Source organism: Rhodococcus sp. IEGM 1305 (genome assembly GCF_030058635.1).
In the GTDB taxonomy this organism is placed as follows: Bacteria; Actinomycetota; Actinomycetes; order Mycobacteriales; family Mycobacteriaceae; genus Rhodococcus_F; species Rhodococcus_F opacus_D.
The window spans coordinates 53,615-77,409 of record NZ_JASHKX010000030.1 but is presented as its reverse complement, the minus strand read 5'-3'; the positions used below and the strand labels follow the sequence as shown (position 1 = coordinate 77,409).

The 23,795-nt window shown below is 67.6% G+C and carries 26 protein-coding genes; 10 read left to right on the top strand and 16 right to left on the bottom strand.

The genetic code is table 11. From position 1 onward, the window contains the following. The first annotated feature begins 319 nt into the window (after positions 1-319). The 6 genes from QM693_RS28915 (at position 320) to QM693_RS28890 (ending at position 6,196) form a co-directional block, all read left to right on the top strand. A complete protein-coding gene (locus QM693_RS28915) occupies positions 320-1,279 on the top strand; it encodes a carbohydrate ABC transporter permease (protein WP_105413292.1) in 960 nt (319 codons plus the stop codon). A gap of 5 nt (positions 1,280-1,284) precedes the next feature. Next, a complete protein-coding gene (locus QM693_RS28910) occupies positions 1,285-2,166 on the top strand; it encodes a carbohydrate ABC transporter permease (protein WP_283331489.1) in 882 nt (293 codons plus the stop codon). Between the two features lie 26 nt (positions 2,167-2,192). After that, positions 2,193-3,515 (top strand): ABC transporter substrate-binding protein, encoded by a 1,323-nt coding sequence (locus tag QM693_RS28905; RefSeq protein WP_241961812.1) that lies wholly within the window; start codon positions 2,193-2,195, stop codon positions 3,513-3,515. Between the two features lie 27 nt (positions 3,516-3,542). Next, complete coding sequence (locus QM693_RS28900; protein WP_283354027.1) at positions 3,543-4,703, top strand: enolase C-terminal domain-like protein; 1,161 nt, start codon at positions 3,543-3,545, stop codon at positions 4,701-4,703. Between the two features lie 72 nt (positions 4,704-4,775). Further along, positions 4,776-5,573, top strand: coding sequence for an IclR family transcriptional regulator (locus tag QM693_RS28895; RefSeq protein WP_164059190.1), 798 nt, complete (start codon positions 4,776-4,778; stop codon positions 5,571-5,573). A 110-nt stretch (positions 5,574-5,683) separates the two neighbouring features. Beyond that, entirely contained in the window at positions 5,684-6,196 is a 513-nt protein-coding gene (locus tag QM693_RS28890; RefSeq protein WP_283354026.1) for a metal-sensitive transcriptional regulator, read from the top strand. Positions 6,197-6,215: 19 nt separating this feature from the next. Here the strand turns inward: QM693_RS28890 and QM693_RS28885 are convergent, their stop codons facing one another. The 3 genes from QM693_RS28885 to QM693_RS28875 are packed head-to-tail and all read right to left on the bottom strand — an operon-like array spanning position 6,216 to position 7,858. Then, the gene (locus tag QM693_RS28885; protein ID WP_105413298.1) at positions 6,216-6,893 is read right to left on the bottom strand and encodes a pyridoxine/pyridoxamine 5'-phosphate oxidase; all 678 of its coding nucleotides are present in this window, start codon (positions 6,891-6,893) and stop codon (positions 6,216-6,218) included. A gap of 28 nt (positions 6,894-6,921) precedes the next feature. Beyond that, entirely contained in the window at positions 6,922-7,335 is a 414-nt protein-coding gene (locus tag QM693_RS28880; RefSeq protein WP_164059195.1) for a VOC family protein, read from the bottom strand. 46 nt (positions 7,336-7,381) lie between these two features. Continuing rightward, positions 7,382-7,858 (bottom strand): nuclear transport factor 2 family protein, encoded by a 477-nt coding sequence (locus tag QM693_RS28875; protein ID WP_009478940.1) that lies wholly within the window; start codon positions 7,856-7,858, stop codon positions 7,382-7,384. A 374-nt stretch (positions 7,859-8,232) separates the two neighbouring features. On the opposite strand from QM693_RS28875, the gene QM693_RS28870 reads away from it, so the two are divergent. Then, a complete protein-coding gene (locus QM693_RS28870) occupies positions 8,233-9,729 on the top strand; it encodes an acetyl-CoA acetyltransferase (RefSeq protein WP_283354025.1) in 1,497 nt (498 codons plus the stop codon). Positions 9,730-9,743: 14 nt separating this feature from the next. Here the strand turns inward: QM693_RS28870 and QM693_RS28865 are convergent, their stop codons facing one another. The 8 genes from QM693_RS28865 to QM693_RS28830 form a co-directional block, all read right to left on the bottom strand. Next, entirely contained in the window at positions 9,744-11,528 is a 1,785-nt protein-coding gene (locus QM693_RS28865; RefSeq protein WP_283354024.1) for an ABC-F family ATP-binding cassette domain-containing protein, read from the bottom strand. Continuing rightward, positions 11,528-12,463, bottom strand: coding sequence for a 4-(cytidine 5'-diphospho)-2-C-methyl-D-erythritol kinase (locus QM693_RS28860; protein WP_105413301.1), 936 nt, complete (start codon positions 12,461-12,463; stop codon positions 11,528-11,530). The genes QM693_RS28865 and QM693_RS28860 overlap by 1 nt, the downstream gene beginning before the upstream one ends. 72 nt (positions 12,464-12,535) lie before the next feature. Further along, the gene (locus tag QM693_RS28855; protein WP_283354023.1) at positions 12,536-13,189 is read right to left on the bottom strand and encodes an urease accessory protein UreD; all 654 of its coding nucleotides are present in this window, start codon (positions 13,187-13,189) and stop codon (positions 12,536-12,538) included. Positions 13,190-13,191: 2 nt separating this feature from the next. Beyond that, the gene (gene ureG, locus QM693_RS28850; RefSeq protein WP_005572827.1) at positions 13,192-13,878 is read right to left on the bottom strand and encodes an urease accessory protein UreG; all 687 of its coding nucleotides are present in this window, start codon (positions 13,876-13,878) and stop codon (positions 13,192-13,194) included. Positions 13,879-13,912: 34 nt separating this feature from the next. Continuing rightward, positions 13,913-14,545 carry an urease accessory protein UreF gene (locus QM693_RS28845; RefSeq protein ID WP_283354022.1) on the bottom strand — a complete coding sequence of 211 codons (633 nt, stop codon included), beginning with the start codon at positions 14,543-14,545 and terminating at the stop codon, positions 13,913-13,915. Further along, positions 14,545-16,266, bottom strand: a complete 1,722-nt coding sequence (locus QM693_RS28840) for an urease subunit alpha (RefSeq protein WP_283354021.1) — start codon at positions 16,264-16,266, stop codon at positions 14,545-14,547. The genes QM693_RS28845 and QM693_RS28840 overlap by 1 nt, the downstream gene beginning before the upstream one ends. Beyond that, positions 16,263-16,577: an urease subunit beta gene (locus tag QM693_RS28835; protein ID WP_029539516.1), complete on the bottom strand. Its 315-nt coding sequence runs from the start codon at positions 16,575-16,577 to the stop codon at positions 16,263-16,265. The genes QM693_RS28840 and QM693_RS28835 overlap by 4 nt, the downstream gene beginning before the upstream one ends. Positions 16,578-16,585: 8 nt before the next feature. After that, on the bottom strand, positions 16,586-16,888 hold the full coding sequence (locus QM693_RS28830) for an urease subunit gamma (protein WP_005238744.1): 303 nt from the start codon (positions 16,886-16,888) through the stop codon (positions 16,586-16,588). A 138-nt stretch (positions 16,889-17,026) separates the two neighbouring features. Between QM693_RS28830 and QM693_RS28825 the strand changes: the two genes are divergently transcribed. Beyond that, positions 17,027-18,409 (top strand): cation:dicarboxylate symporter family transporter, encoded by a 1,383-nt coding sequence (locus tag QM693_RS28825; RefSeq protein WP_283354020.1) that lies wholly within the window; start codon positions 17,027-17,029, stop codon positions 18,407-18,409. Here QM693_RS28825 and QM693_RS28820 read toward each other — a convergent pair. Further along, the gene (locus QM693_RS28820) at positions 18,403-19,245 is read right to left on the bottom strand and encodes a YdcF family protein (RefSeq protein ID WP_283354019.1); all 843 of its coding nucleotides are present in this window, start codon (positions 19,243-19,245) and stop codon (positions 18,403-18,405) included. The genes QM693_RS28825 and QM693_RS28820 overlap by 7 nt on opposite strands. Before the next feature lie 227 nt (positions 19,246-19,472). On the opposite strand from QM693_RS28820, the gene QM693_RS28815 reads away from it, so the two are divergent. Next, positions 19,473-20,441 carry a helix-turn-helix transcriptional regulator gene (locus QM693_RS28815; RefSeq protein ID WP_283354029.1) on the top strand — a complete coding sequence of 323 codons (969 nt, stop codon included), beginning with the start codon at positions 19,473-19,475 and terminating at the stop codon, positions 20,439-20,441. Between the two features lie 106 nt (positions 20,442-20,547). Then, positions 20,548-20,982 carry a hypothetical protein gene (locus QM693_RS28810; protein ID WP_164059208.1) on the top strand — a complete coding sequence of 145 codons (435 nt, stop codon included), beginning with the start codon at positions 20,548-20,550 and terminating at the stop codon, positions 20,980-20,982. Positions 20,983-21,071: 89 nt separating this feature from the next. On the opposite strand, the gene QM693_RS28805 is transcribed toward QM693_RS28810, so the two are convergent. The 4 genes from QM693_RS28805 to QM693_RS28790 form a co-directional block, all read right to left on the bottom strand. After that, complete coding sequence (locus QM693_RS28805; RefSeq protein ID WP_005255446.1) at positions 21,072-21,275, bottom strand: cold-shock protein; 204 nt, start codon at positions 21,273-21,275, stop codon at positions 21,072-21,074. A gap of 213 nt (positions 21,276-21,488) precedes the next feature. Next, a complete protein-coding gene (locus QM693_RS28800; protein WP_283354018.1) occupies positions 21,489-21,644 on the bottom strand; it encodes a hypothetical protein in 156 nt (51 codons plus the stop codon). A 117-nt stretch (positions 21,645-21,761) separates the two neighbouring features. Further along, positions 21,762-22,652, bottom strand: coding sequence for a 16S rRNA (adenine(1518)-N(6)/adenine(1519)-N(6))-dimethyltransferase RsmA (rsmA, locus tag QM693_RS28795; protein WP_283354017.1), 891 nt, complete (start codon positions 22,650-22,652; stop codon positions 21,762-21,764). 10 nt (positions 22,653-22,662) lie between these two features. Continuing rightward, complete coding sequence (locus QM693_RS28790) at positions 22,663-23,790, bottom strand: resuscitation-promoting factor (protein WP_283354016.1); 1,128 nt, start codon at positions 23,788-23,790, stop codon at positions 22,663-22,665. Between the last annotated feature and the right edge of the window lie 5 nt (positions 23,791-23,795).

Below are 23,795 nucleotides of genomic sequence, written 5' to 3'. Positions count from 1 at the left end.
TTCTCACGTGAGGCAACGAAGGGGCTCACGCGGGCATTTCGGATGAGTCAACGCGCACCCTTGACAGACCTTGTGACTGCCGTCATAGTGAGTTCGACAATTCACATAGAGGACGTGAGTTCACATACATGAACGAGCAAGCGCAGACGCCGCCAACGGAACCCCTCACGCACACCGGGTACCTCGGGCAGGTCGGAGGCCGCATCGTTCCCATCACCTTCCACGCTGACGAGCCACCCCCGTGATCTCGCCTCAGCAGCAGTAGCCACAATCCCCTGACCCGCCGGCGCGACCGGCACCGAACTTCGGAGCGTGCACCATGGTCACCACCACCTCCCTCCGGCCAGGAGGGCAGTCCGCGCCGGCGGCACAGGCCTCGCCCGGTCGAACTCGTCGCAGACCGGCCTGGCGCAGAGCCTCTGCCCCCTACATCCTGATCGCACCGGTGGTCATCCTGCTGGCCGTCTTCATCTTCTACCCGGTCGGCAGCGTCTTCTACTACAGCCTGCAGTACTACAACCCGACGACGCCGTGGGACAACGGTTTCGCCGGCCTCGACAACTTCCGGCTGATGTTCGCCGACTCCCTCTTCTGGACCAGCCTGGTCACCACCGCGAAGTGGGTCGGATTCCAGGTCGTGTTCCAGTTGATCCTCGGACTCGGACTGGCCTTGCTGGTCAACGAGGTGTTCCGGGGCCGCGGCCTGGCACGCGCCCTCGTGTTCTCCCCCTGGGCGGTGTCCGGCGTTCTCACCACCGGCATCTGGCTGCTGATCTACAACCCGTCGACCGGCCTCTTCAAGCTTCTCGGAAACATGGGCATCGGCGACGGCACTGCCGCTCCCATCGCCGATCCGGACACCGCGTTCTGGGCGACGGGCGTCGCAGAGCTGTGGCGCGGTGTGCCGTTCTTCGCCATCCTCATCCTGGCCGAGCTGCAGAGCGCACCCAAGGACCTGTACGAGGCGGCCAACGTGGACGGCGCCAACCGCTGGCAGCGGTTCCGCTTCGTCACCCTCCCGCACCTGAAAGCCGTCATCATCCTGTCGACGCTGCTGCGCGGTGTGTGGGAGTTCAACAACGTCGATCTGCTGTACACCCTCACGGCGGGCGGCCCGGCCGACGTCACCACCACACTGCCGCTGTACGTCTCACAGCTCGCAACCACTGCCCAGGACTTCGGATACGGCTCGGCACTCACCACGGTCGCATTCGTGATCCTGCTGTTCTGCTCGATCCTCTACTTGCGCCTGAGCAAGTTCAACAGTGAGAAGGTCTGACCGTCGTGACCACCACCACCGATCGTCCCGCCGTTGCGCTGTCCGAGCCGGACACCACCGGGAAGCTGCGCGCACACAAGAAGAAGCCCCGCTTGTTCAGCGTCGGACTGCCGCTCGCGCTGTACCTGCTGTTCACTCTCGTCCCCTTCTACTGGATGATCGTGTTCGCCTTCCGGCCCGCCGGATCGAATTCGATGCTCCCCTGGCCCATCACGTTCGAGCACTTCGACACCGTGTGGAACACCCTCGGCTTCAGCTTCTTCTTCAAGAACAGCCTCATCGTTGCCGCGTTGTCTCTCGTCCTGACCACGTTCGTCGCACTGGCCACCGGATATGCGTTGGCCCGCTTCAAGTTCCGCGCCAAGATCCCGCTGGTGATGGCACTGCTGTGCAGCCAGTTCGTGCCCGGCGCCATGCTGCTCATCCCCCTGTTCCAGGTGTTCCGCGAGATGAACCTCGTCAACAACCTGACCGGCCTCATCATCGCCGACACCGTGTTCCAGCTTCCCCTGGCCGCCATGCTCATGGCGGGTTTCATCGCGCAGATCCCGGTGGAGCTGGAAGAGGCCGCGATGGTCGACGGCTGCTCACGCCTGCGCGCATTCCGCATCATCATGCTGCCGCTGCTGCGGCCCGGCCTGATCGCCGTCGGATCGTTCGCCTTCATCGGCAGCTGGAACAACTTCCTGTTCGGCCTGATGTTCATCAGCAGCCAGGAGAAGTTCACGCTGCCGGTCGGACTCAGCTACACCATCGGCTCCTACAACGTCGACTTCGGAGTTCTCGCCGCGGGCGGTCTGATCGCCGCGGTGCCGGTCGTCGCCGTCTTCGCCGTCATCCAGAAGTACCTCGTCCAGGGCCTGAGCGCCGGCGCGGTCAAAGGCTGATCATGACTTTCGAAAAGAGGACTCACATGAACCGGCGAACGCTCCTGCGGTCGACCCTGATAGGCGCGGCGGCCACGCTTGTGCTCGCCTCCTGCAGTTCCGAAACCTCCCTGCCCGACGGGGCACTCGGCGACCCGAACAACGCGCGGCTCACCTTCTGGGACAACAACGCCGGTCCGGACCGCACTCCGCTGTACGAGGAGCTCATCCGGCGGTTCGAGGCCGCCAACCCCGGCATCGACATCGAATACGTGGGCCTGCCGTCGGACAGCGCCCAGCAGAAGTACCAGACCGCGCTCGCCGGCGGTTCGGCGCCCGATCTCGGGATCGTCTCGACCGCCTACCTGGCCCCGCTCGTCGCCCAGAACGCCGTCATCTCACTCGACGACTTCGTGGCGGCGTCACCGCAGCACAACGAGTACGACGCCGGAATTCTCGAGTCGGCACGTGAATCCGGTGGCGGCGAGCACCTGTACGGTCTGCCCTACACCAGCAACAACGCCACCCTCTGGTACCGCGCCGACTGGTTCGCCGAAGCCGGGATCGAACCCCCCGACACGTACGACGAATTCTACGAGGCCGCACAGACTCTGACCGACAAGGACGACGGCCGTTACGGATTCACCATCCGCGGTGGCGCCGGATCGATCTACCCGCTGCTGCAGTACATGTTCGCCAGCACCGGCGTCGAGAGCTTCTTCGAAGACGGCGAGTCGACGCTGAACCGTCCCGAGATGGTCGACGCCATCGAACGCTTCGCAGCGCTCTACGACGTCGACACCCCGACCGCCGACGTCAACAACGGCTTCCCGCAGATGGTCGCGAGCTTCGGCGGCGGCTCGGTGGCCATGATGCAGCACAACCTCGGCTCGCTGAGCAACCACGAGAAGGCACTCGGCGACAAGGCCGGAGCTGTGGCGCTGCCGCGTAACGAGGACGGAAAGCGCACCGTCATGACGGACCCGTTCCCGTCGTACACCGTGTTCAAGAGCAGCAAGAATCAGGCTGCGGCCTGGAAGTTCGTCGAGTTCATGACCTCTCAGGAATCGCAGGCGTACTGGAACGAGCGCGTCGGACAGATCCCGGTCAACAAGACGGCGCGTTCGGCTCCCGAGTTCGCGAACATGCCGTCGGTGCAGGCCGCGCTCGCGGCACTGGACGACCCGGAAACCGTACTGGTCACCCCTCCGGACTACCTCCCCGACTTCGGGAAGATCGTTCAGGTGCAGATGCTCGGCCAGTGGCAGAAGGTGCTCATCGGGCAGCTCAGCGCACAGGATTTCGCCGACGACTTCGCCGAGAAACTCGATCGCTCCATGGCCAAGTACATCGCCCGCCAGGGCAAGTAGAAGATTTCGAACAGGAAGCGAATCATCATGTCCAGCGTGATCACAGAAGTCGCCGTGCAGGTTTTCAAGACCGAGGCACGCACCTCGGTCGACTCGTACGGTCATCGCCATCCCGGCCCGTCCATGCCTGCAATGGGGGCGCTCCTGCGGATCACCGACTCCGACGGCGTCAGCGGTTACGTTCTGGGCAAGCCGAACTACCTTCGGCAGGATCAGGTGGAGCAGCACTTCCGGCCGGTCCTGATCGGCTCCGATCCGCTGGCACGCGAGGCAATGGACAAGAAGTTCGCGATTCGTCAGCGCACCCGGGCTGTCGAACTTCCCGAGCACAGCTGCAGCTACGTGGACCAGGCATTGTGGGACCTGGCAGGCAACAAGTTCGACACGCCGGTGTGGAAGCTGCTCGGCGGTGCGCGCACCGAGATCAAGGCGTACGCGAGCACCATGTGCGGCGACGACGTCGAAGGCGGCCTCGCCACCCCGGAGGATTACGCGAACTTCGCGGTCGCGCTGAAGAAGCGGGGCTACCAGGGCATCAAGCTGCACACCTGGATGCCCCCGCTGCCCGGCTCCCCGAATCTGACCCGGGACATCGACGCGTGTGCCGCCGTGCGTGATGCCGTCGGCGAGAACTTTTCGCTGATGCTCGACGGGTACCACTGGTACTCGCGCACCGACGCGCTGAAGCTCGGTCGCGAGCTGGACCGGCTGAAGTTCGACTGGTTCGAGGAGCCGATGGACGAGTTCTCGCTGCGGTCGTACAAGTGGCTCGCCGACCAGATCGACACCCCGCTGATCGGACCCGAGACCACGCCGGGCCGGCACCGGTCTCGTGCCGACTGGATAGCGAACGAGGCGTGCGACATCCTGCGGGTCGGGGCCATGAACGGTGGTGGCATCACACCGGCCCTGAAGACGATGCACATGGCCGAGGGTTTCGGACTCGAGTGCGAGATCCACGGCAACGGCGCCCCCAACCTCGCGCTCGTCGGAGCGGGCAACAACGTCCAGTGGTACGAGCGCGGTCTGCTGCACCCGCACGTGGATTACGACTGGGTTCCGCCGCACCTGAATTCCATCGTCGACCCCGTCGACGAGAACGGCATGGTGGCGATGCCGCAGAGACCGGGCCTCGGCGAGGACATCGATCTCGAGTACATCGCGGCCAACCTCGTCGCGGAGTACTGAATGCGCCACGTCGCCGGCACCGAACACGGGTCAGTAGGTGATATCGCGTTCAGAATGAGAGATAGTGTCTTCATGGTGACAGAAGACATGCGTGGGGCAGCGCCGGAAACCCAGCCAGTCAAATCTGCCGAGCGCACCATCCACATCCTCGAGACGCTCGCCGCATCGCCGACGCGCATGAGCCTCGGCGAGTTGCAGGAAGCGTGCAAGTATCCGCGCTCGAGCCTGCACGCCCTCCTGCGCACGCTCAAGGATCTGCGGTGGATCGAAGCCGACGAGTCGGGGTCGCGCTACGGCATCGGCACCCACGCCCTGCTCGCAGGCACGTCGTACCTCGACAAGGATTCGGTCGTGTCGAGGGCGGCGGCGGTGCTCGAGGCGCTCCGGTCGGAGGTCAGTCATACCGTCCACTTCGCGCGGCGCGACGAGGCCAGCGTCATCTATCTCGCCAGCCGCGGTTCGAAGGTCGAGGTTCGGCGCATGCACCGCGTCGGCCGCAAGCTGCCGTGCCACGTCACCGCACTCGGGCAGGCCCTCCTCGCCGAGCTCACCACCAGCGAGGTCCGGGAGATGCTTCCCGCGAAACTCGAACGATTCACCGAGAACACCATCGTCGACGTCGACGATCTCGTCACCGAACTGGGCGAGGTGCGCAACCGCGGGTGGGCCCTGGAACGGGAACAGGGGACGGTCGGCGTGGTGTGCATCGCGACCGTCGTGCCCTACCGAATCCCCGCCACCGACGCCCTCAGTGTGTCCATGCCCGCCGAGGTCGCGTCGTACCCGGGTGAGCTGGAGCGGATCGCCGGCGTGCTCACGAAGCACGCGTCCGCCTGGGCCCGGGAATTGAGGGCCGAAGGGGTTCGGTGAGCCGTCGAGGTGTGCGGCTCGCCGGACCCTCCTGGTAGCTTTCAGGTCGAATCGAGCACACTGACGGGCTTTGCGCGGTACCCGTTTGGCCACGAGCAGGAAGCGACACGATGGAGAACGGCATTTCCACCAACGGATCGGGCAGCAACGGCTCCGCCGGCACGAGTTCGGCGTCGGAGTCCCCCTTCGCCGAACCGAGCACGGGCGGGCTGACCGGCAGCAACGGCAGCGGCAACGGCAAGTCCACGGCCAGCTCCGCCGAGACGTTCACCTTCCCGCTGCCGACGCGCAGCTCGGGTTCGCACAGCTCCGAGGAGCCGGCCGAGGCCTCCGACACGACGGCGTCGCTCGAATCTCGTGGGCGCACCGTCATGCGACGCAACGCGATGGGAGTGGCAGCCGTGCGAGTCGCGGGCCGTCTTGCACACACCGAACTGCTCGAGGAGCACCTCGCGTCGGCGAGCAGTCACTCCGCCGATCCCACGGTGGACGCCGACGAACTGCTGGCGCTGCTCGGCGAGTACCTCGTCGCGGCCGGGTTCGAGCGCCCCGAGATCCACGCGAAGCTGAACGGCCAGTCGATCGTCGTCGACCTGCGCTCGCCGTCCGCGACCGCACGCTGACCCCCGCCGCCGGGCGCGGTCAGGGCCACAGCACCTCGCGGATCCACCGGCCGGACTCGCGGCGGTAGAGCTGGCGCACGTGCCTGCGCCCGGCGTCCGCCTGCCAGAACTCGACACTGTCGGGGACGATGCACCACGCCCGCCAGGTGCCCGACACGAAGTCGGGGTCGGCCTCGATGCGGGCCACCGCCGCCGCGACGGCGCGTTCGTATTCGGCGGGATCGTCCAGGACCTCGCTCTGGCGGCTGGCGGCTGCCACGGCCCGCGCGGTGACCGACCGTTCGCGGAAGTCGCGGGCGGAGAGTGCCGGATCGCCTTCGACGACGGAACCGCGCACCCGCACCTGTCGGCCCTGTTCGCGCCAGTAGAACGACAGTGCTGCAATGGCATTCGCGGATAGTTCACGGCCCTTCGGCGAGCGAGTGTCACCCGAGAACCAGAAGCCCTGCTCGGTGACGTCCTTGAGGAGCAGGAAACGCGCGTCCGGATTGCCGTCGGCATCGACGGTCGACAGCGCAGCCGCGTGCGGTTCCGGAACACCGGCCGCTGCGGCCTGCGTGATCCAGTCGAGAAACAGCGTGGTCGGCGCGTCCGGAAGAGTGTCGACGGGCGGGGGTGTCTCGCCGCCGAGTGCGGGCAGGGCGCGAATCCATGCGCGGGTGTCCGGAAACGACGAACGGTCGGGTGTGGTCGGCATGTGCCGACAGTAGCCGCGGCCCGGGTCTTCAGGCCGACGCGGCCGGATCCGTCGGCCCCACCAGCATCCAACGGTGACCGAACGGATCGATGAGTGTCGCGTTGCGGTGTCCGTGGCCCTCCGAGATCCACCGTTCCACCTTGCCGCCTGCGTCGCGGGCACCCGCCAGGACGGCATCGGGGTCGTCGACGGACAACATCAGACTCACGGACGTCGAACCCGATTCCGGCGCCGTCAGACCCATCTCTGGGAACTCCTCGGCGAGATAGATCATGCCGCTCGGCAACCGCAGTTCCGCATGACCGACCCGGCCGTCCTCCATGACGATCGGTTCACCCACCACCTCGGCGCCGAACACCTTGGAATACCACTCGATGGCCTCGACACCCCGCCGCACCGTCAGATACGGCAGCGCGCCGGGAACGGGGACTTCCGGAGCCATCGTCACCTCCCAGTGTCCGCGGTGCGTCGAGTCCCAGTGTGCTCCCTCAGGCAGACGCCGGAGGTTGCAACATCGCCCACTTGTTGGACGTGAGCCGGAAACTCGGGAAATCGGAGAGCGCCGCAACCGATTCCCAGGTGCGTTCGTAGCCGGTGTGCGTGATCCGCCAGTTTCCGTCGGGGCACCGAAGATAACGATCGTGATAATAGGCAGACCCGCGCAGCAGCATGCCGTCCTCGGGAATCAGCGTGGTGTCCGCGAGAAACCACACCCCTACCGCGGTGTCACCGGTGACGGTGATCTCGGGCTGGCCGCACTGATGCTCGGTGATGACGTGGGTCCCGAGAGTGTTCTCGAGGAAGGACACGAATGAGTCACGGGAATCGAACGTGAGGTATTCGCTGTACGTCGCCGTGACGTCCGGGACCATCGTGTCGGCGAACTCCACCCACGACTTCGTATCGAGAGCACGTGAATAACGGTGCTTGAGCTGCTCGATCTGTTTGATTGCTTCGAGATCCATGACCCCCGCCTCCTGTGCAGCGAACATGCAAGCCCTGGACTGCAGATTAGTCGGATTATCTGCAGGTTCGCCTTGGTTTCCCCCGTTTTGCCCAGATCATGCATATTCAGGCCGTGATCCGGGACACGAAAAGGTTACGAAATGACTGCATGGCCTGGGCACCCGCACACCAGTCACACTACCTTAGGCTACCCTCACTTGGCGAGGGCCCGGGCGCGCCGGCCCCCGCGGGCCCGAGGGTTTCACATCTTCGAGCATCAGCATTCTAATTCCGTTGCTACACATAACCGGTCGGGATTGCTGTGACCCCGAATCCACAGGTATCTCGTCCGGCGCTATCGTGACGCTGACGTGGTCACACGAGAGGGGAATCCATGGATCCGACCCGCATACCGGTGATCGTCGGAGTCGGCGACATCCGCTCCGGCCGTGCAGGCGATCCGGCGGCCCCGCGTGAACCGCTCGACCTGATCACCGACGCCGCGCGTGCTGCTCTCGCCGACAGCGGCTCCGCGACCCTCGGCTCCCGGATCGACGCAATCCATGCGGTGAAGACCGTCAGCTGGTCGTACGACGATCTCCCCGGACTGCTGGCCGCCCGGTTGAATCTGCCGTCACGACGGTCGAGCACGTCCCCGATCGGCGGCCACTGGCCCGCGGCGCTCCTCGACCGCATCGGCGCCGACATCGCCGCGGGCCGGTCGTCGGCAGCGCTCCTCGTCGGCGGTGAGGCGCAGGCGACCATGACGGCGCTCCGGAAGTCGGGCACCGATCCCGCGTCACTGGGCTGGGCGTCGGCGCCGGGCGGTCCCCCCGCCTTCGACCCGGCGGATCTCGGGAGCCCCGCGATGCAGCGTGCCGGCCTGATCGTTCCGACCCGGGTGTACCCGTTGTTCGAGAACCGGGTGGCGCACGAGTCGGGTGTCGGACCCGATCAGTCGCTGGCCGAGTCGGCCCGGATGTATTCGGCGTTCTCCGAACTGGCGGCGAAGAACCCCGCGTCGTGGACGTCCGAGGTGTATTCCGCGGAGGAGATCGCCACGGTGGGTCCGGGCAACCGGATGGTGTGCGAGCCGTACCCGTTGATGCTCAACGCCATGCCGTTCGTCGATCAGGCCGCCGCGACGCTGGTGTGCTCCCTGGCCGTTGCGCGCGAACACGGCGTTCCGGAGGACCGCACGGTGTACCTGTGGGGCGGCGCGGGAGCCACCGATCCCGTGGACGTCCTGAGCCGCAACGGTTTCGGCACGTCCACGGCCATGACGGATGCAGTTCACCGGGCACTGTCGCGGGCCTCGATCGACGCATCGGCACTCGACATCGTCGACGCGTACAGCTGCTTCCCAGTGGTGCCGAAGCTACTCACCCGCACGCTCGGCCTGCCCGAAAGCATCGTGCCGAGCGTGACGGGCGGCCACTCCTTCTTCGGCGGTCCCCTCAACAGTTACACGCTGCACTCGATCGCCGAGGTCACCCGCCGACTGCGGGAAGGCGCGGGACCGGCCCTGGTCCACGGCAACGGCGGCTATCTGACGTACCAGCACGTGGTGTTGCTGGCGGGCGCCCCGCACCCGGGTGGATACGTCGGCGATCCGGCGCCGGTGCAGCTCCGGTCGGAGGCGCCGGAACTCGTCACCAGCTATGAAGGACGAGCCGACATCGTCACATCCACCGTGGAGTACGGGCGGGACGGCGCCCCCGCGACCGGCTTCGTCGTTGCGCACACCCCCGACGGCCGGCGCCTGGCCGGACATACCGGCTCCGAGGAGGCGCTCGCACTGTCCGCGTTCGCACAGACCCCGGCGCGGTCGGTGATCGGGCGGACCGTTCACGTCACGGACCGCGACGGCATCCTGTCGGTGCGGTTCTGACTGGCCCGGGGACACTAATCCAGCTCGGCGGCCAGCTCCATCCACTGTTCCTCGGTGGCTTCCTTCTCCGCGACGACCTGCTTGAGCTCGGTGTCGAGCTTCTGCAACTTGTCCGGATCGGTGGCCGCCTCCGCCAGCTTCTCGTGCAGCTTCCGTTCGCGGTCGTCCAATTTCGCCACGGCCCGCTCGAGACGCGACAGTTCCTTGCGCGCGGCGCGTTCCGCGGCCCCGTCCCGCACCTGCTTGGGGGCCGACGCACCGGTTGCCGTCGACGCCACCGACGGCGCGCCGGTGTCGACCATCTTCGCCCGGCGACGCAGGTAGTCCTCGATCCCACCGGGCAGGTTGGTCAGCTTGCCGTCGCCGAACAACGCCCACGTGGAGTCACAGATGCGTTCGATCAGGTACCGGTCGTGGCTGATGACGACCATCGTGCCCGCCCAGCCGTCGAGAATGTCCTCGAGCTGCTGCAGCGTGTCGATGTCGAGGTCGTTGGTCGGCTCGTCGAGCAACAGTACGTTCGGCTCCGACATCAGCACACGGGTCAGCTGCAGCCGGCGACGCTCGCCACCGGACAGGTCACCGACCGGTGTCCGCTGCCGCGCAGGCGTGAAGCCCAGCCGTTCGGCGAGCTGCCCGGCCGACACCTCTTTGTCGCCCAACGTGATCCGCTCGGCGACGTCCTTGACGGCCTCGAGCACCCGCATGTTCGTCGGCAGATCGTCGAGTTCCTGACGGAGCCAGCCGATGTGCACCGTCTGCCCCTGGATGCGCTTGCCCGACGCCGGCGAGATCTCCCCGGCGAGCGTGCGCAGGAGCGTCGTCTTGCCGGAGCCGTTGACGCCGACCAGGCCGACCCGCTCCCCCGGCGCCAACCGCCACGTGAGGTCGTCGACGAGCACCCGGCCGTCCGGCGTCTCCAGGCGCGCATCGTCGAGTTCGATGACGACCTTGCCGAGCCGGCGCTGCGCGAACGACGCCAGCGCGACGTTGTCGCGGGGCGGTGGGACGTCCGCGATCAACGCCTCCGCGGCCTCGATCCGGTACTTCGGCTTGGACGTGCGGGCGGGGGCACCGCGCCGCAGCCAGGCCAATTCCTTGCGAGCGAGGTTGCGGCGACGTTCCTCGGACGCGTCGGCCTGCCGGGAGCGCTCCGCGCGGGCGAAGATCCAGTCGTTGTAACCGCCCTCGTAGCTTTCGACCTTGCCGCCCACCACTTCCCACGTGCGGTTGGCGACGGTGTCGAGGAACCACCGGTCGTGGGTCACGACCACCAGCGCGCTGCGCCGGCTGACGAGATGTTCCGCCAGCCACTGCACACCCTCGACGTCGAGGTGGTTGGTCGGCTCATCGAGCACCAGCAGGTCGAGGTCCTGGACGAGCGCGGCGGCCAGTGCGACGCGTCGCCGCTCACCACCGGACAGCCCGTCCACCGACACCTCGAGCCCCAGGTTGTCGATGCCGATGCCGGCCAGGATCGACCGGATGCGGGCGTCGCCCGCCCACTCGTGGTCGGCCACCCCGAGCGGTCCGAGCACCACGTCGCCCACGCTCGAACCGGGCGGCAGGACGCCGCGCTGGGTCACGACCGCCATGCGCAGGCCGCCGACCCGGCTGACTCGTCCGGAATCGGGCGCCTCCACGCCGGCCAGCACCTCGAGCATGGTGGTCTTGCCACCGCCGTTGAGGCCGACGACGCCGATGCGTTCGCCCTCCTGCACTCCGAGGGATACCGAATCGAGCAGCGGCTTGATGCCGAAGGACTTCGATACCTGCTCGAGATTGATCAGATTCGCCATCAGTGCGATCCCTCCGCCGCGTCGTTGATTATTCGGGCGCCCGGTACGGGTCCGCTGGCGACCCGCACCGTGCGACACACCCCCGCACCTGCGAGTTCTGCGCTGACCCGGACCGCGGCATCCGCTTCAGCACAAAGAAAGGCACAGGTCGGACCGGACCCGGAGACGATGCCGGCCAGTGCGCCCGCCGCGACCCCGGCTCGCAGCGTCCGCCGCAGGCCCGGATTCAGCGACAGCGCGGCCGACTGCAAGTCGTTGCCCAGCAACGGGGCCAGCGTCGCGGCGTCGCCCGTCGTGAGCGCGTGCATCAGGTCTTCGGGTCCGCCGAGTCGCGGCGGATTCCCGTCGGCACGCAACCGGTCCAGCTCCCGGAACACGGTCGGTGTGCTCAAGCCGCCCTTCGCCAGCGCGAGCACCCAGTGGAACGTGCTGCGGGAGAGCACCGGCAGAAGTCGCTCGCCGCGTCCCGTGCCGACCGCGGTGCCACCGTGGAGGGAGAACGGAACGTCGCTGCCGAGCTTCGCGGCGAACCCGTCGAGTTCCTCCCGCGACAGGTCGAGTTGCCACAGCGCGTTCAGCCCGACCAGCGTCGCCGCGGCGTCCGCGCTGCCGCCGGCCATGCCCCCGGCCACCGGGATGCCCTTGTCGATGGCGATCTCGACGTCCGGGCGCCGCCCCGACTCGGCCGCGAGCAGCTCGGCGGCCTGCCACACGAGGTTGCTGCTGTCGGTGGGCACGACGCGGGCGTCCTCACCGCGGACCGTCACCGACAGCGTCTCCGCGGGGACCACCGACACCGTGTCGCTGAGCGAGAGCGCCTGGAACACCGTGTTCAGCTCGTGATAGCCGTCGTCACGCAAGTCCCCGACGGCCAGATGCAGATTGACCTTGGACGGGGCCCTGACTACAACGGGGCGAGGAACGACGGAAAGCACAAGGGTAGAGCTTAGGCGCTCCCGGTACGGGTGCGGAAATGCGCACCATCACGCACTTTGCCACTCACCGCGTCACAGGTGCGGGCCGAGCCGGGTGGTGAGGCTGCCGCCGCGGGCGAGGGGCAGACGGGTCCGCGCCGACCGGATGTCGCCGGTGACGTCCGCGGGCCGGTCGTCCGGGTACCGCAATTCACTCGTGACGGCCGCCGGGCCGTCCAGAACGTCGTGCGACACGGTGCCGACGCCGAGTTCCAGCTGGTGCCGGAGCAGCGGCAGGGCGCCGAGATCGGCGTTGGTGACCCCGACCCAGCGTCCCGCGCTCTCCCCCGCCCGGCCGATCTGCACCCGCTCACGCAGCAGCACCGTCGACGACTCGGTGAGGGACACCGTCGTCTCGACGCGATGCTCCGCGCCGCCCGCGATCAACGTGGGTTCGAGCGCGCAGTCGAGCACGGCGTCGTCCTCGACCTCCACCGACCACTGCGCCGTGGACAGCACACGACCCCGGCCGGGCAAGGCAAGGGACGCCGCGACGCTGCGCAGCGTCAGCCGGGCACCCGACAGCACCCGGACGGTGACGTCCCAGTGATCGCCGCCGAGCGGGGTCGCGGCGGTGCCGATCACGTGGACCGTGTCGCGGCCGGTGATCCGCGCCGCCAGTCCCCCGACCGCGGAGATCCGCGGACTGCGGTCGGGGGACGCGACGATCGTCAGTTCGGTGCGCACTACTAGTGCACGTCGGCGAGGGTGCGCACCTGCTCGCGCACCCACTCCAGCGCCGGCCCGGACGACGGGTCCTCCGTCAACGAGATCAGCGCCGTGGGCCTGCCCTCGCGGACCTTCTCGGCGTCGCGGCGCATCACCCCGAGATCGGCTCCGACCATGGGCGCGAGGTCCGTCTTGTTGATGACGAGCAGATCCGAGAACGTCACACCGGGACCACCCTTGCGAGGAACCTTGTCACCACCGGCGACGTCGACGACGAAGATCTGCACGTCGATCAGGCCCGAGGAGAACGTCGCGGTGAGGTTGTCGCCGCCGGACTCCACCAGGATCAGATCGAGCGGCGGGTTGGCCGCGATCAGGTCGTCGATGGCGTCGAGGTTGGCGGTGATGTCGTCGCGGATCGCCGTGTGGGGGCACCCACCGGTCTGCACGGCGGCGATGCGCTCGTCCGGCAGCACGGCGTGGCGGCGCAAGAAGTCCGCGTCCTCGGTGGTGTAGATGTCGTTGGTGAGCACGGCCAGCGACAACTCCTCGCGCAGTTGCCTGCACAGCGCGGCGACGAGCGCCGTCTTGCCCGATCCGACGGGCCCGCCGATCCCGATCCGGACCGGCTCCCCCGCCACCCGGACCCGCCGGGGACGGTCGTGCTGGTGGTCGTGGGGTTCACCATCGATGAAATGCGGTGGCATGGTTGATCTCTCCTTACTGGGATACAGCTGAGTGTCACGACACGAACAGGGGGCGGTCCCGCAGAACGTGCCGCTCGGCGACGACATCCATGAAGGGGTCGGACACGCTGGACAGTCCGGTCACGCACTGGCCGGCGGTGTCGTCGCACAGGTCGGACAGCGCGAACGTGCACGCGGCGACCTGCGCGGGATCGAGAGCGAGCAGACGCTGCGCGGCGATCGCGGACCCGGTCATGGTGGTGTACACGACGACCAGCGCCGCCTCCCGCGGTTCGACCGCGGTGACGGATCCGACCATCCCCGACACCACGGGCAGGTGCGGACGTGTCCCGAGCGGCGACCAGTCGTGCTCGGGCCACGTGGTGCGGGCCAGCCGCAGCAGACCTCTCCCCTGCGCCCGCGACGACGACCGCGCCGCCGGGGACGGGGTTCGCGCATCCATTTCGGCGTCGGCGTGTTCGGCGGTGAGCCGGCCGGCGCACACCGCCGCGGTGATCGATCCCCCGACGAGCCCGGCGGTCCGTATCCGGCGACGCAGGAACGCCTCCATCGTGGCGACGTCGCGGACGACCCCGCTGGCGACGGCCTCCTCGATGCCGCCCGAATGCACGTGGCCGCCCGTGGGCAGCCGCGAGTCGGCGAGGGACATCAGGTGAGCGAGGCGCATCAGAACAGGAAGTATCGCTGGGCCATCGGCAGTTCCGCCGCCGGTTGCTCTTCCCACACGTCGCCGTCGACGCGGACCGTGAACGTGTCCGGGTCCACCTCGATCCGCGGCTGCGCGTCGTTGCGGGGCATGTCGGACTTGCCCCGCGACCGCACGTTCGCGACCGGCACCAGTCGACGGCTCAGGTCCAGCCGATCGGCCAGTCCGTCCTCGAGGGCGTGCGGAGCGACGAAGTGCACGGACGTGGCGGCCGCCGCCTTGGGCGCCGCCCCGAACATCGGACGCGGAAGCACCGGTTGCGGAGTCGGTATGGACGCGTTGGCATCGCCCATCGCGGCCCACGCGATCATCCCGCCCTTGATCACCGCGTGCGGCCGGACACCGAAGAACGCCGGATCCCACAGCACCAGGTCGGCGAGCTTGCCGACCTCGACCGATCCGATCTCGGCTTCCAACCCGTGCGCGACGGCAGGGCAGATCGTGTACTTCGCCACGTACCGCTGGACGCGCTGATTGTCGGCGCCGTTGTCGCCGGGCAGGAAACCCCGTCTGCGTTTCATCACGTGCGCCGTCTGCCACGTGCGCAACACGACCTCGCCGATGCGTCCCATCGCCTGCGAGTCGCTGCCGATCATGGAGATGGCGCCGAGGTCGTGGAGCAGATCCTCCGCCGCGATGGTGGAGGGCCGGATGCGGCTCTCCGCGAACGCCAGATCCTCCGGGATCTTCGGGCTCAGGTGGTGGCACACCATGAGCATGTCGAGATGCTCGTCGAGCGTGTTGACCGTGTGCGGCCGGGTCGGATTGGTCGAACTCGGCAGGACGTTCGTGTGCGCGGCCACCGTGATGATGTCCGGCGCGTGGCCGCCGCCCGCCCCCTCCGTGTGATAGGCGTGGATCGCGCGTCCGGCGATGGCCGCGAGAGTGTCCTCGACGAAGCCGGCCTCGTTCAACGTGTCCGAGTGGAGGGCCACCTGCACTCCCGCGGCGTCCGCGACGGTGAGGCACGCGTCGATGGCCGCCGGAGTCGAACCCCAGTCCTCGTGCAGCTTGAACCCGGAGACGCCGCCGCGCAACTGCTCCCACATCGACTCGGAGCTGACCGTGTTGCCCTTGCCGAGCAGCGCGATGTTCATCGGCCAGCCGTCGAGCGCCTCCAGCATCCGGGCGGTGTGCCACGAACCGGGGGTGACAGTGGTGGCCTTGCTGCCCTCGGCGGGGCCGGTGCCGCCGCCGATCATCGTCGTGATGCCGCCGCCCAGCGCCTCGTCCATGATCTGCGGGCAGATGAAGTGCACGTGACAGTCGATACCGCCGGCCGTGAGAATCTTGCCGTTCCCGGCGATGATCTCGGTGGACGGACCCACCACCAGATCGGGGTGGACCCCCGACATCGTGTCGGGATTGCCTGCCTTGCCGAGCGCGACGATGCGTCCGTCCCGAATACCGACGTCCGCCTTGATGATTCCCCAATGGTCGACGACCACCACACCGGTGATCACCGTGTCGGGGGCGCCCTCGGCGCGGGTCGCGCGACCCTGCCCCATGGACTCGCGCAACACTTTTCCACCACCGAACACCGCCTCGTCGCCGGCCAGCCCCGGCCCACCGCTGCGATCCTCGGTGATCTCGATCAGAAGGTCGGTGTCGGCGAGCCGGATGCGGTCACCGGTCGTGGGACCGAACAGCTCGGCGTAGCGTGCGCGGCTGAGTTCGGTCATGACGCGTCCAGCTTTCCGGGAGGAGTGAGGCTCAGCCCGTGCACTTCACGGGTCCCACGCAAGGGGACGAGTGAAATCGTCTGCGCGATACCTGGTTCGAAGCGCACCGCGGTGCCGGCGGGAATGTCGAGCCGCAGCCCGTGGGCGGCGGAACGGTCGAACTGCAGTGCGTGATTGGCCTGCGGAAAATGAACGTGGCTCCCGACCTGGACCGGGCGGTCACCGGTGTTGACCACCTCGAGTTCGGTGCGGGGAGAACCTTCGTTGAGCTCGATCACGCCCTCGGCGCACACGACTTCACCTGGAATCACGGTCACCCCTATGCAATCGGATCGTGGACGGTGACGAGCTTGGTTCCGTCCGGGAACGTGGCCTCCACCTGTACGTCGTGCAGCATCTCCGGGACGCCTTCCATCACGTCGGACCGGGTGAGCACCTCACGACCGGACACCATCAGCTCGGCCACCGACCGGCCGTCGCGGGCCCCCTCCAGGATGTGATCCGTGATGAGGGCCACCGCCTCCGGATGGTTCAACACGAGGCCGCGTTGCCGGCGCCTGCGCGCGAGTTCCGCGGCGTAGCTCAGGAGCAGACGCTCCTGCTCGTGGGGCGACAAGCGCATGTGTCCTCCTGCGGTCGGTGCGTCGCAATACTGCCACGAACTGCAGTGTGGCACCGCCCACGCTCGGAACGGCCGCCGTTCTCACCGCGGAAACATTCGTGACACGAACCCGTCACAGCGCCTTCCTAGCGTTCCCTCATGGCCATCTCCACTGACGCCCATCCCCCACCCGGTGACGTGTCGCCGACCGGGACGCGATCGCCCTGGTACACCAACCTGTTCGTCCAGCTTCTCGTCGGAATCGTCGGCGGCATCACTCTCGGCTGGCTGTGGCCGACGGTGGGGTCGGAGCTCAAACCGATCGGCGACACGTTCGTCAAGCTGATCAAGATGCTCATCGCGCCGTTGATCTTCACGGTGGTCGTCACGGGAATCGCCAAGGTGGGCGACGTCAAGGCCGTCGGACGAATCGGCGTGAAGGCACTGATCTACTTCACCGCCGTCACCGGGTTCGCGCTGCTCTTCGGACTGGTCATGGGCAACATCGTCAAGCCCGGCGCCGGATTCGACATCGACCCGGCCACTCTCGCCGACGGCACCGAGCAGATCGCGGAGAAGACCGGCGGTGGCGAACTTCCCGGCGCCGTCGAATTCGTCATGGACATCGTCCCCACCAGTGTGGTGGGCGCGTTCGCCGACAACATACTTCTGCAGGTCCTCTTCTTCGCGGTGCTCTTCGGCGTCGCGCTGGCCAAGTACGGCGAGCACGGTCCGCCGCTGGTCCTCGAATTCGTCGACCACCTCAGCCACATCATCTTCATGATCATCGGCTGGATCATGCGGCTCGCCCCGATCGGCGCGTTCGGCGCGATGGCGTTCATCATCGGCCAGTACGGAATCTCGACACTCGGCAGCTTCGCCAAGCTCATCGCCTGCTGCTACCTCGCCGGAGCGCTGTTCGTCCTCGTCCTCGCGCTGATCGCGAAGGTCGCCGTGGGACTGAACATCTTCATGTTCATCCGCTACACCAAGGAGGAGTTCGGTCTCGCGCTGGGAACCGCATCGTCCGAGGCAGTGCTTCCCCGCATCATGACCAAGCTCGTCGGCGCCGGGAACTCACAGGCCGCGACCGGGCTCGTGGTGCCGACCGGATACTCGTTCAACCTCGACGGGGCCGCGATCTACCTGTCCATCTCGACGCTGTTCCTCGCCCAGGCCACCGGCCACGACCTGTCCGTCGCCGACCAGCTCGGCGCGCTGTTCATCCTGCTCCTCACGTCGAAAGGCATGGCGGGCGTACCCGGGTCGTCGTTCCTCGCGCTGTCGGCGACCGCGACCGCGCTCGGAATCTTCCCCGTCGCGGCGGTCGCGGTGCTGCTCGGCGCCGACCGGATCATGGACTCGATGCGGGTGTTCGTGAACCTCCTCGGCAACTGTGTCGCCACGTTCGTCGTCTCGAATTGGGAAGGCCAGCTGGACAAGCAGAAGATGCAGGACGCCGTCCACGGAAGGCTCAGCCCCGGCGGCGCGGATCCCGTCGCGCAGCCGCCGGTCGTGGCCGAGTACGAGTCGCGTCAGTAGCCGGCGGGAATGCCGAACACCCTGATCGCGTCGCGGTACATCCCGAGCTGCTGGTCCTTGGTCAGCGGCATGACTTCGGCGATCAGCTGACCAGCACTGGTGATCGCGCTCATCGCCCCGACCACCGGCAGTCCGGCGACGTTGAAATCGACCGTTGCCCTGCGGATGTGGTTGGCCGACGTCACGATGATCGCGCCGCCCGCACCGAGCGAGCGCGCGAGCGGAACGGAGTTGAGCGCGTTGCCCACCGTCGATCCGGCACGATGCTCGGGGTGGATGCGTTGCGCCGGGACACCGTGCGACTGCAACCACCCCTGCATCGCGGCCGCCTCGGTGATGCCGTTCTGCGGGTTGCCGCCGGTGACGATGATCGGCGACATCGGCGAGGCCCACGACTGGACGAGCGCGGCCTGCAGGCGGTTGATCAATTCCGGTCGCATCGCGCCGTCGGGGAGCAGTCCGAAGCCGAGGACGATGATCGCGGTGGACGGACCCTGGATGGCCGGAAGGGGGTTCGGGGGCGTGAACGACGCAATTCTGATCGCGTTCAGCATCCCGTCGACGCCGGCGCGCATCCCACCGTCCATCGCGCCGAGCCGGGCGAGCGCGGTCTCGCGGGTGATCAGGTCGCCCGCGGCGTCGGCGTAGATGGCCTGCAACGCCAGCGCATTGGTGTCGCCGGGTTCGCCGGCGACGGCGCCACCGATGTCCGCGAGGGCGCCACGGGTGTCACCTGCGGCGAATCTGCCCTGCGCGCTGTTGAAGAGGTCGGCGGCCGAGGCGGATGCCGTCGCGGTGGTCGAAACCGCCAGAGCCAGGCAGAAGGCAGTGGTCATGACGGTGGCGAGCAGCGCCCTGACTGCTGAAGAAATGGGCCGAACACGAAACTGCGTCACGCTGAGACCTTTCCGTCGGATTTTCACGAAGTACACATGCGATGGTCCGTGGAGCGTCGGCGCCAGTGTAGTGACACTCGTGGGGCTGGTGGGAAAATCGTTACCCACCGTTACCCACAGTCGATAGAGGACCGAAGATGTCCTCTATCGATGGCATTCTGGGACGCATGCGGGAAACTTCGGCACGACTCCTCCGGCTGCTGTCGCTGCTCCAGACCCGAAAGGACTGGTCCGGGGCAGAACTCGCCGACCGACTCGGCATCACCCCACGCACGGTCCGGCGAGACGTGGAGAAACTCCGCGACCTCGGGTACCCCGTCGACGCGACCGTCGGGGTGGGCGGTGGCTACCAACTCGGCGCGGGCGCGGAAATGCCGCCCCTGCTCCTCGACGACGAAGAAGTCCTGGCCGTCGCACTCGGCCTGCAATCCGGCGCGACCGGGTCCGTGGTGGGCATCGGGGAGGCGTCGATGCGAGCGCTCACCAAACTCCGGCAGGTGATGCCGTCCCGGCTGCGACACCGCCTCGAGGCGCTGCAGGTCGACGTGGTCCACCGCGAGCCCGCGAAGAGCGCCGTCGACGCGCAGGTCCTGTCGGCCGTCGCCTCGGTGTGCCACAACCACGAACGACTCCGATTCGACTACAGCACCCACGACGGCACCGAGAGCCGGCGTGAAGTGGAGCCGTACCGTCTCGTCCGATCCGGTCTGCGCTGGTACCTCGTCGCCTGGGACCTCACCCGCGCGGACTGGCGGTCGTTCCGCATGGACCGCCTGACACCGAAGATCCCGACGGGACCGCGGTTCGTGCCCCGCGAACTACCGCCCGGCGGCGCTGCCGAATTCGTCGCACGCGGCATCAACCGGGCCGTCACCCGGATCCGCGCACGGGTACTGCTGCACGCGTCGATCGACGAGATGGCGGCCCTGGTCCACGAAGACTGGGGAACACTCGAAGAAGTGCCCGACGGACGATGCGCAGTGGCGCTCGGCGGCGACTCCGTGCCGTCGATAGCCAACTGGCTCAGCGCATTCGGCGTCGACTTCACCGTCCTCGACCCTCCTGAGCTGCGCGAAGAGTGCCGACGGGTGGGTGAGCGTCACCGCCTCTTCGCCGACCGCTACGGTAACGCCTGACCGAGACGCCGTTCAGCCGTCACCGCGGACCGAAAATCCGTGGAACCGAACGGTCCTGCGCGGCGTCCAACCAGGTGACGACAAGGAAAGGTCGGGGTAGTCGGGGATGCAGCACACGATTGTCGAGGAGGGGCGCGCGCGGGCGCCTGCGGGGACGGGAACAGTCGGGAAGGTGCTCGTCGGGGGCCATCTGGCGCTCGGGGGCGCGACGGTGGTGATCATGGCGTTCTCATTGGCGTTCGTGTGCACCCTCGACAACGGAACCCAGCCGTGGACGTGGCCGAGCAGGTATTCGACGGCCTGGTTCGTCGCCACGACCATCCTCGCCACCACACTGTGGGCGCTCTTCGTCACGGGTGTGGTGATCTTCTCGTCGAGGCCTCGGCGGGCGCTCGGCACGGCCACGTTCTTCGTCGCCGCTGCACTCGGAGCCGCTGCGGTGATCGGGCTGTTCGGTCCGTCGGAGAATTCCGCGCTGCAACTCTGGCTCGTCTGCGCCATGAATCTCGGGTATCAGGCCGCTCACCTGCGGTCGGCGTAGCCGGACCGAAACGAGTCAAGGCCCCACTCTGACGAGTGGGGCCTTGCTCGAACGTCATGTCCCGGCGAACCGGGAAGTCATGGCCGTTCTCAGATCAGGGTGACGCCGGTGGCCTGCGGGCCCTTGTTGCCCTGGCCGATCTCGAACGAAACGCGCTGATTCTCCTCGAGCGTGCGGAAGCCGCCGCTCTGGATCTCCGAGTAATGGACGAACACGTCAGCGCTGCCATCCTCGGGGGCGATGAAGCCGAACCCCTTCTCGGAGTTGAACCACTTCACGATGCCCTCTGCCATGTAAATCTCCTCTAACACAGTAACTTCTTCAAGCAACCGGCTCGGTTACCTGGGTCATTGAACACGACCGTCTATGACAATTCCTGTGGAGGACGTCCAAACGCTCGCAACCATCGATTTGCGAGCGTGGGAAACACAAACACAAAACTTACGACCTCCAATAGTGAACCACATATCCGGTCGGTTGTCTCCCCCGGGCCGAACTCGCGCAGGTCAGGGGATGAAATTGGCGTACACACCGGGAGCAACGGGCGCCACGATCCCGTCCGGGGCCCACGGCGCACCCTGACCGGGCAGGACGGTGACGCTCCCCGTCACCGACACCACGACGGTCCCGCTGCCGGTGGCATTCGAGCGGACGAGCGCCATCCCCGGTCGTCCCGGAACCGGCGACGCCTGACCCTGCACCGTCGAGAACGGCGGGATGCCGATGACCGTGGGATTCCCCCTGTGAGTACTTATTAACGTCCCGCGGTTAACAAGTACTCACGGCTGGGTGGCGGCGAGACGCACGAAGGCCGCCGCGTCGAGGGTCTCACCGCGGGCGGACGGTGCGATGCCGGCCTCGCGCAGTCGCCGCTCCGCCTCCGCGGGCGAACCGGCCCAACCGCTGAGCGCGGCTCGTAAAGTCTTGCGGCGCTGAGCGAACGCCGCATCGATGACGGCGAACACACGGCGGCGGTGTGCGTCGTCGACGGGCCACGGCGGTTCGGCGTACCGGTCGATGCGCACGAGACCCGACTCGACCTTCGGCACGGGCCAGAACACCGCGCGCCCGACGGCGCCCGCGCGTCGCACGGCGCCGAAGAAATTGGCCTTCACGCTCGGCACACCGTAGATCTTGCTGCCCGGGGACGCCGCCAACCGGTCGGCCACCTCGGCCTGCACCATCACCAGAGCGGTTCGGAGACTGGGAATTTCGGAGAACAGGTGCAGCAGCACCGGCACCGCAACGTTGTACGGCAGATTCGCGACGAGAGCCGTGGGCTCACCGGGGATCTCGGACGGCTTGACCCGCATCGCGTCCGCGCCGACCACGGTCAGCCGGTCCGCGAGTTCCGGAGCCCGGTCGGCGACGGTGACCGGGAGTCGCGCCGCGAGGTTGGGGTCGATCTCGACGGCGATCACCTTGTCGACGACATCGAGCAGCGCCAACGTGAGCGAGCCGAGCCCGGGGCCGACCTCGAGGACCGTGTCCTCGCGTCCCACGCCCGCGGTGGCGACGATGCGGCGCACCGTGTTGGCGTCGTGCACGAAGTTCTGCCCCAGCTGCTTGGTGGGGCGCACGCCGAACTCCTCGGCTAACGCACGCACCTCGGCGGGGCCGAGCAGTGCGGCCTGACCTCGAGCGACGGGGGGTACTTCGGCTTCGGACACCAGCCGAACTTTAACGCACGCCGAGCCTGCCCGAGCACGACGGCCACGCTCCCCAGCCCTGTGTCTTCTGCGTCTGCGACGCGACGGCGATCTGCTCCTCGCGGGTGGCGAGGTCGGCGCGCGGCGCGTACTTGAGGCCGCCTTGGCGCTCCCACGTGTTCTGGTCGAACTGGACGCCGCCGAAGAATCCGTTGCCGGTGTTGATGGCCCAGTTGCCGGTGGCCTCGCACTGCGCGAGCGCGTCCCAGACCGAACCGTTCTCGACTGGCGGCACCTCGGTGCCCGGCTTCGCGCCGACGCGGATCACCTTCGGCTGCGCCGGCGTCGTGACCGTCGCGGACACCTGGTTGCGTCCGACTTCCCTGCCGTTGACGGTGTTGACCGCGAACGTGACGTCCTGGAGGCCGGGCACTCCCGGGTTCTCGAGCACGGTGCGACTCTGGTTCATCGTCGGGTCCTCGATGCGCTGCTCCTCCGGAGCCAGCGGCAACGTCTCGACCTTCGTCTCGGTGCGGTCACGGGTGACGGTCACGGCCATGCCGTCGGTCAGCGGAGTGTCCGCGGCCGGGACGACGGTGTCGGCCTGCTCGAGGGGCGCGCCGTGTGCGGCGAGGAACTCCCCGACCGTCGGTGCGGCCATGCGCACGTCGGTGACCGGCAGCGCGCCGTCGGCGAGCGTGACGACGAGCGGATTGAGCACATCGAGCGCTGCACCGTCGAGCGGAAGTCGCTGCGAACGGGACGCGGAGACGTGCACGTCCTCGCCGAGTTCGAACTGCTTCAGCGCGTCCTCGACGGTGAGCGCGGTGGTCCACACCGTCTTGGGCTGACCGTCCACCGTCAGGGACACTTCACGCGCGCGGCGCAGCACCACGGTGTCCCCGTCGGACAGGCTCGCGTCGCGTTCCGGTGCCACGACGTCGCGGTCGCTGATCGAGTACCCGGCGTCGGACAGGGCGGCGTCGACGTTCGTGGTCATGGTGCTCAGCGAGATCTTCTCGCCGTCCACGTCGAGGGTGACGGTCTTGTGCCGGACCACGGCCATCACTCCGCCTGCGATCAGTGTGGCGAGAAGCAGGGCCACCACGGTGTAAAGCAGCGGCGAGCGAGCCGAGTTGATCTTCGCGAAGGGCGACATCGTGT

Bases quoted from the DNA above. Each gene is read 5' to 3' on its own strand.
- ureG (WP_005572827.1), bottom strand. From the start codon at position 13,878: ATGCCACCGCATTTCATCGATGGTGAACCCCACGACCACCAGCACGAC.
- QM693_RS28875 (WP_009478940.1), bottom strand. From the start codon at position 7,858: ATGGATCTCGAAGCAATCAAACAGATCGAGCAGCTCAAGCACCGTTAT.
- QM693_RS28790 (WP_283354016.1), bottom strand. From the start codon at position 23,790: ATGTCGCCCTTCGCGAAGATCAACTCGGCTCGCTCGCCGCTGCTTTAC.
- QM693_RS28915 (WP_105413292.1), top strand. From the start codon at position 320: ATGGTCACCACCACCTCCCTCCGGCCAGGAGGGCAGTCCGCGCCGGCG.
- QM693_RS28810 (WP_164059208.1), top strand. From the start codon at position 20,548: ATGCAGCACACGATTGTCGAGGAGGGGCGCGCGCGGGCGCCTGCGGGG.
- QM693_RS28815 (WP_283354029.1), top strand. From the start codon at position 19,473: ATGCGGGAAACTTCGGCACGACTCCTCCGGCTGCTGTCGCTGCTCCAG.
- QM693_RS28885 (WP_105413298.1), bottom strand. From the start codon at position 6,893: ATGCCGACCACACCCGACCGTTCGTCGTTTCCGGACACCCGCGCATGG.
- QM693_RS28845 (WP_283354022.1), bottom strand. From the start codon at position 14,545: ATGCGCCTCGCTCACCTGATGTCCCTCGCCGACTCGCGGCTGCCCACG.
- QM693_RS28830 (WP_005238744.1), bottom strand. From the start codon at position 16,888: ATGCGCTTGTCGCCCCACGAGCAGGAGCGTCTGCTCCTGAGCTACGCC.
- QM693_RS28840 (WP_283354021.1), bottom strand. From the start codon at position 16,266: ATGACCGAACTCAGCCGCGCACGCTACGCCGAGCTGTTCGGTCCCACG.
- QM693_RS28890 (WP_283354026.1), top strand. From the start codon at position 5,684: ATGGAGAACGGCATTTCCACCAACGGATCGGGCAGCAACGGCTCCGCC.
- QM693_RS28825 (WP_283354020.1), top strand. From the start codon at position 17,027: ATGGCCATCTCCACTGACGCCCATCCCCCACCCGGTGACGTGTCGCCG.
- QM693_RS28900 (WP_283354027.1), top strand. From the start codon at position 3,543: ATGTCCAGCGTGATCACAGAAGTCGCCGTGCAGGTTTTCAAGACCGAG.
- QM693_RS28865 (WP_283354024.1), bottom strand. From the start codon at position 11,528: ATGGCGAATCTGATCAATCTCGAGCAGGTATCGAAGTCCTTCGGCATC.
- QM693_RS28820 (WP_283354019.1), bottom strand. From the start codon at position 19,245: ATGACCACTGCCTTCTGCCTGGCTCTGGCGGTTTCGACCACCGCGACG.
- QM693_RS28805 (WP_005255446.1), bottom strand. From the start codon at position 21,275: ATGGCAGAGGGCATCGTGAAGTGGTTCAACTCCGAGAAGGGGTTCGGC.
- QM693_RS28870 (WP_283354025.1), top strand. From the start codon at position 8,233: ATGGATCCGACCCGCATACCGGTGATCGTCGGAGTCGGCGACATCCGC.
- QM693_RS28800 (WP_283354018.1), bottom strand. From the start codon at position 21,644: ATGGCGCTCGTCCGCTCGAATGCCACCGGCAGCGGGACCGTCGTGGTG.
- QM693_RS28905 (WP_241961812.1), top strand. From the start codon at position 2,193: ATGAACCGGCGAACGCTCCTGCGGTCGACCCTGATAGGCGCGGCGGCC.
- QM693_RS28880 (WP_164059195.1), bottom strand. From the start codon at position 7,335: ATGGCTCCGGAAGTCCCCGTTCCCGGCGCGCTGCCGTATCTGACGGTG.
- QM693_RS28895 (WP_164059190.1), top strand. From the start codon at position 4,776: ATGGTGACAGAAGACATGCGTGGGGCAGCGCCGGAAACCCAGCCAGTC.